This is a genomic window from Pseudomonas sp. IT-P218 (genome assembly GCF_949767605.1).
Classification (GTDB): Bacteria; Pseudomonadota; Gammaproteobacteria; order Pseudomonadales; family Pseudomonadaceae; genus Aquipseudomonas; species Aquipseudomonas putida_AE.
The window spans coordinates 84,655-97,791 of the sequence record NZ_CATKQQ010000044.1 but is presented as its reverse complement, the minus strand read 5'-3'; the positions used below and the strand labels follow the sequence as shown (position 1 = coordinate 97,791).

Genomic DNA, 13,137 nt, shown 5'->3' with positions numbered 1-13,137 from the left:
CAGTCGAAATAATAATAAAGCAGCGACTTTTTTCAGAATAAAAAACCGATGGCACGGCCCTTGCTCTGAGCAGTCAGTGAAGTCGCAGTGCCAATTAAAAAAACCATGGAGCACCACCTCATGTCCCAGACGTTTTACAAGAAAGGTTTTCTGGCCCTCGCAGTGGCAGCTGCGTTGGGTGTTTCTGCGTTTGCTCAGGCCGACATCAAGATCGGCGTAGCGGGACCCATGACGGGCGCCAACGCGGCATTTGGCGAGCAGTACATGAAGGGTGCACAGGCAGCAGCCGATGCGGTGAACGCAGCGGGCGGCGTCAACGGGGAAAAAATCGTACTGGTCAAGGGCGATGACGCCTGCGAACCGAAACAGGCTGTGACGGTCGCCAAAGACCTGACCAACCAGAAAGTCGCCGGCGTGGTCGGTCACTTCTGCTCCTCCTCGACCATCCCGGCTTCCGAGATCTACGACGAAGCAGGCATCATCGCCATCACTCCAGGTTCCACCAACCCACAGGTAACCGAACGCGGCCTGAGCGCCATGTTCCGCATGTGCGGTCGTGACGACCAGCAAGGCATCGTGGCCGGCGACTACATCGTCGACGTGCTCAAGGGCAAGAAGGTTGTCGTGCTGCACGACAAGGACACCTACGGCCAAGGCCTGGCTGATGCCACCAAGGCCCAGCTGGTCAAGCGCGGCGTAACGCCAGTGCTGTACGAAGGCCTGACCCGTGGCGAGAAAGACTTCAGCACCATCGTGACCAAGATCCGCGGTGCCGGCGCCGACGTCGTCTACTTCGGTGGCCTGCACCCGGAAGCCGGTCCTCTGGTTCGCCAACTGCGTGAACAAGGCCTGAAAGACGTCAAGTTCATGTCCGACGACGGCATCGTGACCGACGAGCTGGTGACCACCGCTGGCGGTCCGCAATTCGTCGACGGCGTGCTGATGACCTTCGGTGCCGACCCACGCCTGCTGCCAGACAGCAAGACCGTGGTAGACGCCTTCCGCAAGGCCGGTACCGAGCCTGAAGGCTACACCCTGTACGCCTACGCTTCGGTCCAGACCCTCGCGGCGGCCTTCAACGGCGCCAAGTCCAACAAGGGCGAAGAAGCGGCTGCGTGGCTGAAGAAGAACACGGTCAAGACCGTCATGGGCGATAAGACCTGGGACAGCAAGGGCGACCTGAAAGTCTCCGACTACGTGGTTTACCAGTGGGACAAGGATGGCAAATACCACCAGCTGGAAAAACAGAAGTAAGGGCTGACCCGATCAGCTGAACCCCACTGATCCTTTGTAGGAGCGGGCTTGCCCGCGAATGCGCCCGTTCAGTCGACATCAATGTTGGCTGGAACACCGCTTTCGCTGCGATGCGGCGACCCGACAAGCCAGCTCCCACAGGGGGACGTGGTGTCCAGCCTGATCGTGATTGACATTGCTCCGACGTAAATCTGTATTTTCCTTAGAAGAACCGCACAGCCACATGTGCAGGTTCTCATTGCGTGAGATTGCGTTATGGATGGTATTTTCCTGCAGCAACTGGTCAACGGCCTCACCCTCGGGTCGGTCTATGGCCTGATCGCCATCGGCTACACAATGGTCTATGGCATCATCGGCATGATCAACTTCGCCCACGGCGAGGTTTACATGATTTCCGCTTACCTCGCGGCAATCAGTCTGGCTCTGCTGGCATACTTCGGGATTGAATCCTTCCCTCTGCTGATGCTCGGCACACTGATCTTCACCATCGTCGTCACGGCGGTGTATGGCTGGGTCATCGAGCGCGTCGCCTACAAACCCCTGCGTAACTCCACCCGACTGGCACCGCTGATCAGCGCCATCGGTATCTCGCTGATCCTGCAAAACTATGCGCAGATCGCCCAGGGCGCCAAGCAACAGGGCGTTCCCACGTTGCTCACGGGGGCCTGGCGTGTCGAGGTCGGCACAGGTTTTGTGCAGTTGACCTACACCAAGGTGTTCATTCTGGTCGCCGCGTTTGTCGGGATGGCCGCGCTGACCTACATCATCAAGTACACCAAGCTCGGCCGCATGTGCCGTGCAACCCAGCAAGACCGCAAGATGGCTTCGATCCTGGGGATCAACACCGACCGGGTGATTTCCTATGTGTTCATCATCGGTGCAGCGATGGCGGCCCTGGCCGGCGTGCTGATCACCATGAACTACGGCACGTTCGACTTCTATGCCGGCTTCATCATCGGCATCAAGGCGTTCACCGCCGCGGTGCTCGGCGGCATCGGGTCTCTGCCAGGCGCCATGCTCGGCGGGATCATCCTCGGGATTTCCGAGTCGCTGTTCTCGGGCCTGGTGAACTCGGACTACAAAGACGTTTTCAGTTTCTCGCTGCTGGTTCTCGTTCTGGTCTTTCGGCCCCAAGGCCTGCTCGGCCGTCCTCTTGTGTCGAAGGTGTAAGCGATGTCCTCAACCACTAAAAAAACCATTGATCTCAAGAAAAGTCTGGTTGACGCGATTCTTGCCGGCCTGATCGCCCTGATCGTGTTCGGGCCGATTGTCGGGGTTGTCCTCGATGGCTATGGCTTCAATCTGGAAACCAGCCGCGTGGCGTGGATTGTCGCCATCGTCATGGCCGGTCGTTTTGCCTTGAGCATGTTCCTGCAAACCCCCAAGGGCTTGAGCATCCTCGAAGGTTTTGAAAGCACCGGCTCTGGGGTGCATGTACTGGCACCCGACTACAAGTCGCGGTTGCGCTGGATCATCCCGCTGATGATCGTCCTCGCCGTGGTGTTCCCGTTTTTCTCCAACTCCTACCTGCTGGGCGTGGTCATCCTCGGGCTGATCTACGTGCTGCTGGGCCTGGGGCTGAACATCGTGGTCGGCCTGGCCGGCCTGCTCGACCTGGGTTACGTGGCGTTCTACGCCATCGGTGCCTACGGCCTGGCGCTCGGTTATCAGTACCTGGGGTTGGGCTTCTGGACGGTGCTGCCGCTGGCGGCGATCGCCGCCGGGCTGGCTGGTTGCATCCTCGGTTTCCCGGTACTGCGCCTGCACGGTGACTACCTGGCGATCGTGACCCTGGGTTTTGGTGAAATCATCCGGTTGATCCTCAACAACTGGCTGTCCCTGACCGGCGGCCCGAACGGCATGCCGGCACCCCTGCCGACCTTCTTCGGCCTGGAATTCGGCAAGCGCGCGAAGGATGGCGGCGTGCCGTTCCATGAGTTCTTCGGCATCGCCTACAACCCGGACGTGAAGTACTACTTCATCTACGCAGTGTTGTTCCTGGTGGTTCTGGCCGTGCTGTACATCAAGCATCGCCTGGTCAAGATGCCGGTTGGTCGCGCCTGGGAAGCCCTGCGTGAAGACGAAATCGCCTGCCGCTCCATGGGCCTGAACCACGTGCTGGTCAAGCTCTCGGCCTTCACCATCGGCGCCTCGACAGCCGGCCTGGCCGGCGTGTTCTTCGCCACCTACCAGGGTTTCGTCAACCCGACCTCGTTCACCTTCTTCGAATCGGCCCTGATCCTCGCCATCGTGGTCCTCGGCGGCATGGGTTCGACCATAGGCGTCGTCATTGCGGCCTTCGTCCTGACCGTGGCTCCGGAACTGCTGCGTGGCTTCGCCGAATACCGCGTGCTGCTGTTCGGCATCCTGATGGTGTTGATGATGATCTGGAGACCGCGTGGCCTGATTCGGATCAGCCGTACCGGTGTGACCCCGCGTAAAGGAGTAGCGCCATGAGCGAAGTCGTACTCTCGGTAGAGAAGCTGATGATGCACTTCGGCGGCATCAAGGCGTTGAATGATGTGAGCCTGAAGGTCAAGCGCAACTCGATCTTCGCCCTGATCGGCCCCAACGGTGCCGGTAAGACCACGGTGTTCAACTGCCTGACCGGATTCTACAAGGCCTCCGGCGGCAAGATCGAACTCAACGTACGCGGGCAGCGGACCAACGTCATCCAGTTGCTGGGCGAATCGTTCAAGCCGACCGATTTCGTCTCGCCAAAAAACTTCATCACCCGGCTGCGCTACAAAATGTTCGGCGGCACCCACCTGGTGAACCGGGCGGGCCTGGCGCGGACGTTCCAGAACATTCGCCTGTTCAAGGAAATGTCGGTGCTGGAAAACCTGCTGGTGGCCCAGCACATGTGGGTCAACCGCAACATGTTGGCCGGCATCCTCAATACCAAGGGCTACCGCAAGGCCGAAAGCGATGCGCTGGACCACGCCTTCTACTGGCTGGAAGTGGTAGACCTGGTGGACTGCGCCAACCGCCTGGCCGGTGAACTGTCCTACGGCCAGCAACGCCGCCTGGAAATCGCCCGGGCCATGTGCACCCGTCCGCAGATCATCTGCCTCGACGAACCGGCCGCCGGCCTCAACCCTCAGGAAACCGAAGCGCTGAGCGCGATGATCCGGCTGCTGCGCGACGAGCACGATCTGACCGTGGTGCTGATCGAACACGACATGGGTATGGTAATGAGTATTTCCGACCACATCGTGGTGCTGGACCACGGCGTCGTCATCGCCGAGGGCGGCCCCGACGACATCCGCAACGACCCGAAAGTGATTGCCGCCTACCTGGGCGCCGATGAAGAGGAAGTGGTATGAGCCAACCCATCCTCGAACTCAAGGACCTGGATGTGTTCTACGGGCCGATCCAGGCCCTGAAGAACGTTTCGCTGCACATCAACGAAGGGGAAACCGTCAGCCTGATCGGCTCCAACGGTGCCGGCAAGTCGACCCTGCTGATGTCGATCTTCGGTCAGCCGCGGGCGGCGGACGGGCAGATCCTCTACCAGGGCGTGGACATCACCCACAAATCATCGCACTACATCGCCTCCAACGGCATCGCACAGTCGCCGGAAGGGCGGCGGGTGTTCCCCGACATGACCGTCGAGGAAAACCTGCTGATGGGCACCATCCCTATCGGTGACAAGTACGCCAAGGAAGACATGCAGCGCATGTTCCAGCTGTTCCCGCGGCTCGAAGAGCGGCGCACCCAGCGTGCGATGACCATGTCCGGCGGCGAGCAGCAGATGCTGGCCATCGCCCGGGCCCTGATGAGCCGGCCGAAATTGCTCTTGCTCGATGAGCCGAGCCTCGGGCTGGCACCCATCGTGGTCAAGCAGATCTTCGCGACCCTGCGGGAACTGGCCAAGACCGGCATGACCATTTTCCTGGTCGAGCAGAACGCCAACCATGCGCTGCGGCTGTCGGACCGGGCCTATGTGATGGTCAATGGCGAGATTCGCATGACCGGTACCGGCAAGGAGCTGTTGGTCAATGAGGATGTGCGTAACGCGTATCTCGGCGGGCACTAGGCCTTAGCGTCCAATAAAAACGCCCTGACGAAACCAGGGCGTTTTTTTTCGCCCGCGCAAATCCTGTAGGAGCTGTCTCGTGCAACGAGGCTGCGATCTTTTGATCTTGTTTTTAAAGATCAAGATCAAAAGATCGCAGCCTTCGGCAGCTCCTACAAGAGCGGCGGTGTGAGGTAAAGGGAAATTGTGGAAAACAAAATTGAGGACCTCCGAAAGCGCGACATAAAGCCGCTGCAAATAGTTGTTTTGTCACGGTTTTGACTTGTCCCCGTTTGCTGTGGAACTGGCTGTGAATAACGTGGGAGTAGCTGTCTGAACGCCTTTGAATACGTGGCCTGCAGCGCTATGGTTGTTTTTTGACCAGGCGTTTTTTCTGGCCTTCAAGGCGGCTTTGTCAACCTTTTTCTTGGTGAGGAAAGTGTGGCCCAATCCAGTGAACAAGCCTGTGGATAAGTCTGTGGTTAAACTCTGGAAAGACTCGGCTGAGGGCCGTGGTTACTGGCTTGGAGCCACCGCGGGCTTGACCGCCCGGTCGGGAAATTGACCCCGGGCTACACAGCAGGCCAATGTGGGTCAAGCAAAAAAGTTTCAAATCAGCCCGCAAAGCCTTGTGGATAGCGGCTTTCAGCTTTTCCACTTGCCCCCAGAGGCTGTGGACCGGCTTGTGGATAACGTGCGCGCACATGTCTGCAGGCCACGGCCGGCAAGGCGTTGCAAGCTTTGCTCGTTTTTTGTACAGATAGCACGCAGGTTGCCGCTGTGCGCAAGGCCGGGCATGCTGCCTGCTGATTTTCTATTCCAATGGCTGCCGATCAGCCGTAGCAAGGAGAACACCATGTCCAACACCCTGTTTATCACCGGCGCGACTTCCGGTTTTGGTGAAGCCTGTGCCCGACGTTTTGCCGAGGCCGGCTGGAAACTGGTGCTGACGGGGCGTCGTGAAGAGCGCCTCAACGCCCTGTGCGCCGAGTTGTCGAAGCAGACCGAGGTGCATGGCCTGGTGCTCGATGTGCGCGACCGCAAGGCCATGGAGGAAGCCATTGCCAACCTGCCGCCGTCCTTCGCCAAGCTGCGCGGACTTATCAACAACGCAGGCCTGGCCCTGGGTGTCGACCCGGCGCCCAAGTGCGACCTGGACGATTGGGACACCATGGTCGATACCAACATCAAAGGCCTGATGTACAGCACGCGTCTGCTGCTGCCGCGCCTGATCGCCCATGGCCGTGGCGCCGGCATCGTCAACCTGGGATCCATCGCCGGCAACTACCCTTACCCGGGCAGCCATGTGTATGGCGCGAGCAAGGCGTTCGTCAAACAGTTCTCCCTGAACCTGCGCTGCGACCTTCAGGGAACCGGCGTGCGGGTCAGCAACATCGAACCGGGGCTGTGTGAGAGCGAGTTCTCCCTGGTGCGTTTCGCCGGTGACCAGGAGCGTTATAACGCCACCTACGCCGGTGCCGAGCCGATCCAGCCGCAAGACATTGCCGACACCATTTTCTGGGTCCTCAATGCGCCAGCGCATATCAACATCAACAGCCTGGAGCTGATGCCGGTGAGCCAGACCTGGGCCGGGTTTGCGATTGATCGCAGTGGTGGCAAGGCGTAAGACCGCGTTATGGCCAATCGCGAGCAAGCTCGCTCCCACAGGTATTGCGCCTAACCCTGTGGGAGCGGGCTTGCTCGCGAAGGGGGCGGAACAGACAGCGCCGGACATCAGCTAGACTCCTCATCCAACACCCCGCCGCACCCTGCGGCTCAAAGGTTCGAGGAGACCATGTGAGCAACCGAGGCGAGCAGGCGCTGCTCAAGCAATCGACCTTCCTGATGCTGGCCGTGGCGATCGCCGGTATCGTCACCGGCGTTGTCTCAGGCGCCCAATCCATCCTGTTCGATGGCTTCTTCTCGCTGATCGCGACCTTTATCAAGGTGCTGATGCTGATCACCGCAAAATTGATCGCCAAGGAAAGCAACCAGCGTTTCCAGTTTGGTTTCTGGCATCTGGAACCCATGGTGCTGCTGATCGAAGGCAGCTTCCTGTTGCTGATCGCCATCTACGCGTTTCTCAACGGTGTGTTCGGCATCATCAATGGTGGCCGCGAGATTGAGCTTGGGCTGGTGATCGTCTACGCGGCGGTGTTTACCGTCGTTGAGTTCGCCTATTTCTTCTACGTGCGCTATCGCAACCGCAAGCTGAAATCCACGCTGCTGCAATTCGACAACATCAGCTGGCTGGTAGACGCGATGCTGTCGGCAGGCTTGCTGGTGAGCTTTCTCGCCGCGCTGTTGCTCAAAACCCAGGGTTACGCCGAGTGGGCGGTTTATGTCGATCCGCTGATCCTGATCCTGCTGGCCCTGAGCATGCTCGCGCCGGCTTTCAGGATTCTTGGCCCGGCATTGCGTGATGTGCTGGGAATCGCCCCGGATCAGCTGGACGACAAGGTGAATCAGGTGCTGGCGGAGGCGAAGATCGAGCATGGTTTCGACGACTACGTTTCCTACGTGCAGAAACACGGCCGGGCCTGTTTTATCGAGATTCACATCGTGTTGCCGACGGATTACCGGCTGCACAGCGTGGTGCAGCTGGATGCGCTGCGAGAGGAAATTTCCGCGAAGCTCGGCAAGCCTGATGCGGCGAGGTGGCTGACCATCAGCTTTACCGGGGACAAGAAGTGGATCGCGTAAATCCTGTAGGAGCTGCCGCAGGCTGCGATCTTTTAGCTGTCAGTCGAGATACTCAGCCAAGCCACGGTAACAAGTCGCCAAGTGATAAGGCGTAGTCGACGGCATGTCCCGACGGCTCACTTCACCGTGCTCGTCCCGGCATTCATACCAGCCACCCGCGTGCAGCGAGCGCTGTTGCAACGCCTGCAACTGGCGAAGTACCGCAGCCTCGCTGCCCGGCCGCAGGGTCAATGCACGCAGGTACTCGGCCTGGGCCCAGATTCGCTGCGTCGCGTCCCGAGAACAGCCGTCCGGCCCCAGGTCGAGCATGGCCCGCACGGCACCGGTCTGTGGATCGACGCCCAATTGCTCGGTGAAGGCAAAGGCGCGCTCCAGCGAAGCGTGCAAGGGTGAACCGCGCAGCAACTCGGACGACTCCAGCAGGAAATACCACTCGAACTGATGCCCCGGTTCGAACCAGTTATCCACAGCGCCCAAGGGTTTTTCCATCAACACGCCGTGCTGCGGATCGATAAAACGCTGCTGCATCCCTGTGCATAAGTCGACAAGCGCCTGCTGCACGGCGAGGTCTTCACGCACTGCCAGCGTGGCTAGAAAAGCTTCAGCCAGGTGCATCAGCGGATTCTGCAGCGGTCCGCTGTTCAGCGATGACCAGTCACGATCCAGGCTTGCTTCGTAGAGGCCGTCGCCGATGGCGAAACGTTGCGCGATCACTTCCAGTGCGGCGTTGAGCACCGATTCCACCAGCGGCTCGCGGACTTTGTCCCAGTAATGGGCGCAGGCGAACAGAATGAAGGCGTGGGTGTAGAGGTCTTTACGCTGATCCAGCGGCGCGCCCTGGGGGTCGATGCTGTAGAACCAGCCCCCGTGCTCGGCATCGTGGAAGTGCCGCTGCAAGGAACGGAACAGTGCCGCCGCGCGTTCCTGCGCGCCGGGCACCTGGTCGATCAGGCTGGCGAACAGGTACAACTGCCGCGCGCAGGCCATGGCCCGGTAGCGTTGCGGGGGCAGCGGCGTGTGCTCGGCGTCCAGCGCCTCATAGGGCAGCGCCATGTCGGCATTCCAGCCGGGGCCTTGCCAAAGCGGCACGATCACGTCCTGGAAGTGCTGTTGCACCGAGGCAAACAGGGCGGTCAGTTCAGGCTGGGAGGCGGAGCGGGAAACAGGCGGCATTGGCTGGCGTCGTCACGGCAGGGTTGATTGCGCGACATGTTAGCAGGCCTGAGGGATGTGGTGTCTGTCCGGCCGCCTTCGCGAGCAAGCCCGCTCCCACATTGGAACTGTGTGGGAGCGGGCTTGCTCGCGAAGAGGCCAGCACAATCGATAGAGAGCTAGCCGGCCAACAACCAGACTCCGGTCGCCGCCGAAGCCGCACCCGCCAGTCGAACCAGCGGCGCCGCCACCTGAGGCAACACCCGCACCATCACATAACCGGCGGTATGCAGCGCTGCGGTCGCCGCCACAAACCCTGCCGCATACGCCCAAGGACTCGACATGTCCGGCAATTCCAGGCCATGGGCCACGCCATGGAACAATGCGAACAGTGCAGTGGCACCCATCGCCAGACTCAAAGGCGGACGCACCGCCAAGGCAACCGCCAGGCCCAACGCCAGCACAGACGCAGCAATCCCGCCTTCCATTACCGGCAGTTCCAACCCTTCAAACCCCAGCATCCCGCCAATCAGCATGGTGCCAACGAACGTGCACGGCAGCACCCAGCGCGCAGCACCTTGCTGCTGCGCCGCCCACAAGCCAACCGCGAGCATCGCCAACAGATGATCGAGGCCACCGATCGGGTGGCCAATACCGGCGATCAAGCCATTGTCACCGTGCCCCGGGTGGGCCAGCGCAATGGCCGGTGTCAACAGCAGGGCCATGGCGCCCAGAATGCGTTTGAGTGTCATGCAGAAGCTTCCTTGTTGATAAGTCATGGTCAGGCTGCCGTCAGCAGGCCCTGGCGTTCGATGAAGGCGATGATCTCTTCCAGGCCCTGGCCGGTCTTCTGGTTGCTGAACACGAACGGCTTGCCGTTGCGCATGCGCGTGGTGTCGCTGTCCATCAGGGTCAGCGACGCACCCACCAGCGGCGCCAGGTCGATTTTATTGATCACCAGCAGATCGGATTTGCAGATCCCCGGTCCGCCTTTGCGTGGCAGCTTGTCGCCCGCGGAAACGTCAATCACGTAGATGGTCAGGTCGGACAGCTCCGGGCTGAAGGTGGCCGAGAGATTGTCGCCACCGGATTCCACCAGGATCAGGTCGAGCCCCGGGAAGCGGCGGTTCAACTGATCCACGGCTTCGAGGTTGATCGAGGCGTCTTCGCGGATCGCCGTGTGTGGGCAGCCGCCGGTTTCCACGCCGATGATGCGTTCCGGCGCCAACGCTTCGTTGCGCACCAGGAAATCCGCGTCTTCGCGGGTGTAGATGTCGTTGGTCACCACGGCCAGGTTGTAGCGTTCGCGCAGGGCCAGGCACAGGGCCAGGGTCAGGGCGGTTTTGCCGGAACCGACCGGGCCGCCGATGCCGACGCGCAAAGGTTGGGTGTTCATGTGATTCTCCAAAATGAAAGGCCCTAGGAACGGAACAGGCGGCTGTACTGGCGCTCGTGGGCCATACACGCCAGGGACAGGCCAAACGCGGCGCTGCCATAGTGTTCGGGGTTGATTCGGGTAGCGTCCTGCTGGGCTTGTTGCAGCAGCGGCAGCAGTTCACTGGTCAGGCGCTGCGCGGCCTGCTGGCCCAATGGCAGGGTTTTCATCAGTACCGCCAGTTGGTTTTCCAGCCAGCTCCAAAGCCACGCGGCCAGCGCATCCTGCGGGCTGATCTGCCAGGCGCGAGCGGCCAGCGCCCAGCCCAGGGCCAGGTGGGGTTCGGGTCGTTGCTGGAGAAAGGCGCGCGCTGCTGAATCAAGCTCAGGCAGGCCGTTGAGCAACTGCTGCAAGGAGTAGCCCATTTGCCGGCTTTCCTGATGCAGCTCGCGGGTTTCCCGGCTGGCGCGGTGTTCTTCGCAGCGCTGCAGCAGTTCGCTCCAGTTTTCCTCGGCCGCCGCCACGCAATGGGCGAGTAGCAGCGGCGCCTCGAAACGGGCGAGATTGAGCAACAGCTGATCACTGATCCAGCGGCGCGCGCTGTCGGGATCGTGCACACGGCCGTTGTCCACGGCCATTTCCAGGCCCTGGGAATAGCTGTAGCCGCCAATCGGCAACTGCGGACTGGCCAGGCGCAGCAATGCCCATGCAGGGTTCATGGGCGCACGCCGAACTGGTGCAGTTTTGGCGGGTAGTTGAAGTCTTCATCACCGTGACGCGAATGATGATGGCCGCCGCCGTAGGCGCCGTGTTCAGGTTGAAACGCAGCTTCGATGGGCTCGGCCTCGGCGCCGAGTTGTTCGAGCATGGCCTTGAGCACGTAGTCGTCGAGCAGGCGCAACCAGCCGTCGCCCACTTGCAAGGCCACATGGCGATTGCCCAGGTGATAGGCGGCACGGGTCAGTTCGAAGGCATTGGCGCAGGTGACGTGCAGCAATTGCTCGGGACGGGCACAGACACGGACAACGCGGCCATCCTCGGCTTGCAGACATTCGCCGTCATACAAGGGCGATTGACCCCGCTCCAAAAACAACCCGACGTCTTCGCCCTGGGCACTGAAACAGCGCAAACGGCTTTTGCTCCGGGCTTCGAAGGTCAAGTGAAGTTCGGCGGCCCAGTCGGGTTGAGGGTCGATTCTGCGATGAATCACCAGCATCGGAAAGCTTCCAGCAATGGACAATGCTCAGGCTAGAGCAAGGGGCTTGCCAATCCGGGGATGCGTAGGAAATACCTGTAGGAGGCGTAGGAAAAGTTTCTGGGTGTCGAGGGTTTTGGCTGAAATTGGTGCACGGTTTTTTCCATGTGCACCAGGTTGAAGCCAGTCAGGTGTTCTTTCGCGGTGCTTACTCGGTACTGCCGAGCCCCTGCCAATGCTTGAGGCCGATAAAGATGAACCGCAGCTGTTGGGTAATCTTTGCCTGGGGCGTCAAGTGCTCGGGCAGCGCCTCGACCGGCGGATCGATAATGTCCGGCAAGGTGGCGAACACGCTTTTGACGATCAGGTCGGCCATGACGCTCAGGCCGGCCATGTCCAGGTGTTGCAGTTTCGGCATCAGGGACAGGTCGGCGGCCAGGTCCGAACTGATGTTTTCGCGCAGTCGACCGATGGCCAGGCGTACCGGTAACGAGCCACCATACTGTTCCCTGGCCAGGAACAGGAATTGCGAACGGTTGGCCGACACTACATCCAGAAAAATCCGCACGGACGCGTCGATGATGCCGCCCATGACGAACTCGTTGTGGCGCACCAGGCGAATGGTTTCACGGAAGGTCTGGCCGACCTCGCTCACCAGCACCAGGCCGAGTTCATCCATATCGGTAAAATGCCGGTAGAAACCGGTGGGGACGATTCCGGCGGTTTTCGCGACTTCGCGCAGGCTCAGGCTGCCGAATCCTCGGCCACCCTCCATCAAATGGCGGGCCGCGTCCATCAAGGCGTTACGGGTTTGTTGTTTCTGTTCGGCGCGGGGCAGCATCGCAAGGGCGTTTTCTGAAAAGGACTGCGGCGCACTCTAGCAAATCGGCTTTGCCGGCGTCGAATGACAGAGGGAATCAGGCGGGGAGGTACGGCTTCGATAAACGGAACAGCCAGAAAGTCAAAAGCCCAATCCGGTGATTGGGCTTTTTTTCGGGGCCGCCATGGGCTCAGCTCATAGCGCTGTTGCGTTCGATGACACGGTCACCACCGCCTTCGGCAACGGTTTGACCTGGGGTACGGTCGGAACCATCAGCGGCAACGGTTTGACCTTGTGGAGTCTGGTCGTAGCCGTCCTCTGCAACAGTTTGACCTTGTGGGGTTTGATCGTAGCCGTCTTCAGTGATCAGGCCTTTTTCTTTCAGGCGATCGTTACCACCTTCGGCAATGGTTTGACCTGGAGTGCGGTCGGAGCCATCAGCGGCGACGGTTTGGCTGAACACCGAGTGGGTGTCTTTGACTTGCGGGGTAGCCTGGTCAGCGGCTGGCAGTGCAAAAGCGGTGCTGGCCAGCATTGAAAGTGTAAGGCTAAGCAGAAGTTGGCGTTTCATGATGGGTGCTCCGTAGGAGTGCGATAAATTGGGTACGAGGGCAATGCTA

The 13,137-nt window shown here is 60.4% G+C and carries 14 protein-coding genes; 7 read left to right on the top strand and 7 right to left on the bottom strand.

Features of this window, described 5'->3' with window-relative positions; translation table 11 throughout:
* Positions 1–120: 120 nt before the first annotated feature.
* The 7 genes from ACM6I6_RS20885 (at position 121) to ACM6I6_RS20855 (ending at position 7,975) form a co-directional block, all read left to right on the top strand.
* Complete coding sequence (locus tag ACM6I6_RS20885) at positions 121–1,254, top strand: branched-chain amino acid ABC transporter substrate-binding protein (RefSeq protein ID WP_274076818.1); 1,134 nt, start codon at positions 121–123, stop codon at positions 1,252–1,254.
* Between the two features lie 255 nt (positions 1,255–1,509).
* Positions 1,510–2,424, top strand: a complete 915-nt coding sequence (locus tag ACM6I6_RS20880; protein WP_046819754.1) for an ABC transporter permease subunit — start codon at positions 1,510–1,512, stop codon at positions 2,422–2,424.
* Positions 2,425–2,427: 3 nt separating this feature from the next.
* Positions 2,428–3,711 (top strand): high-affinity branched-chain amino acid ABC transporter permease LivM, encoded by a 1,284-nt coding sequence (livM, locus tag ACM6I6_RS20875; protein WP_274076819.1) that lies wholly within the window; start codon positions 2,428–2,430, stop codon positions 3,709–3,711.
* Entirely contained in the window at positions 3,708–4,580 is an 873-nt protein-coding gene (locus ACM6I6_RS20870; protein ID WP_274076820.1) for an ABC transporter ATP-binding protein, read from the top strand. The genes livM and ACM6I6_RS20870 overlap by 4 nt, the downstream gene beginning before the upstream one ends.
* A complete protein-coding gene (locus tag ACM6I6_RS20865; protein WP_274076821.1) occupies positions 4,577–5,293 on the top strand; it encodes an ABC transporter ATP-binding protein in 717 nt (238 codons plus the stop codon). Before ACM6I6_RS20870 ends, ACM6I6_RS20865 begins: the two co-directional genes overlap by 4 nt.
* An 835-nt stretch (positions 5,294–6,128) precedes the next feature.
* Positions 6,129–6,899 carry an SDR family oxidoreductase gene (locus tag ACM6I6_RS20860; RefSeq protein ID WP_274076822.1) on the top strand — a complete coding sequence of 257 codons (771 nt, stop codon included), beginning with the start codon at positions 6,129–6,131 and terminating at the stop codon, positions 6,897–6,899.
* A gap of 170 nt (positions 6,900–7,069) precedes the next feature.
* Entirely contained in the window at positions 7,070–7,975 is a 906-nt protein-coding gene (locus ACM6I6_RS20855) for a cation diffusion facilitator family transporter (RefSeq protein WP_414920660.1), read from the top strand.
* A 39-nt stretch (positions 7,976–8,014) separates the two neighbouring features.
* Here ACM6I6_RS20855 and ACM6I6_RS20850 read toward each other — a convergent pair whose 3' ends face one another.
* From ACM6I6_RS20850 to ACM6I6_RS20820, 7 genes are all read right to left on the bottom strand, one after another.
* Complete coding sequence (locus ACM6I6_RS20850; protein WP_414920659.1) at positions 8,015–9,148, bottom strand: AGE family epimerase/isomerase; 1,134 nt, start codon at positions 9,146–9,148, stop codon at positions 8,015–8,017.
* A 158-nt stretch (positions 9,149–9,306) separates the two neighbouring features.
* Positions 9,307–9,879: a HupE/UreJ family protein gene (locus tag ACM6I6_RS20845; RefSeq protein ID WP_323607446.1), complete on the bottom strand. Its 573-nt coding sequence runs from the start codon at positions 9,877–9,879 to the stop codon at positions 9,307–9,309.
* A gap of 29 nt (positions 9,880–9,908) precedes the next feature.
* A complete protein-coding gene (gene ureG, locus ACM6I6_RS20840) occupies positions 9,909–10,523 on the bottom strand; it encodes an urease accessory protein UreG (RefSeq protein WP_274076826.1) in 615 nt (204 codons plus the stop codon).
* Between the two features lie 23 nt (positions 10,524–10,546).
* Positions 10,547–11,221, bottom strand: a complete 675-nt coding sequence (locus ACM6I6_RS20835; protein WP_274076827.1) for an urease accessory protein UreF — start codon at positions 11,219–11,221, stop codon at positions 10,547–10,549.
* The gene (gene ureE / locus ACM6I6_RS20830) at positions 11,218–11,718 is read right to left on the bottom strand and encodes an urease accessory protein UreE (RefSeq protein ID WP_323607445.1); all 501 of its coding nucleotides are present in this window, start codon (positions 11,716–11,718) and stop codon (positions 11,218–11,220) included. Before ureE ends, ACM6I6_RS20835 begins: the two co-directional genes overlap by 4 nt.
* A gap of 187 nt (positions 11,719–11,905) precedes the next feature.
* Positions 11,906–12,538 carry a TetR family transcriptional regulator gene (locus tag ACM6I6_RS20825; RefSeq protein ID WP_274076829.1) on the bottom strand — a complete coding sequence of 211 codons (633 nt, stop codon included), beginning with the start codon at positions 12,536–12,538 and terminating at the stop codon, positions 11,906–11,908.
* A 169-nt stretch (positions 12,539–12,707) separates the two neighbouring features.
* Positions 12,708–13,088, bottom strand: a complete 381-nt coding sequence (locus tag ACM6I6_RS20820; protein ID WP_274076830.1) for a hypothetical protein — start codon at positions 13,086–13,088, stop codon at positions 12,708–12,710.
* Positions 13,089–13,137 lie beyond the last annotated feature (49 nt).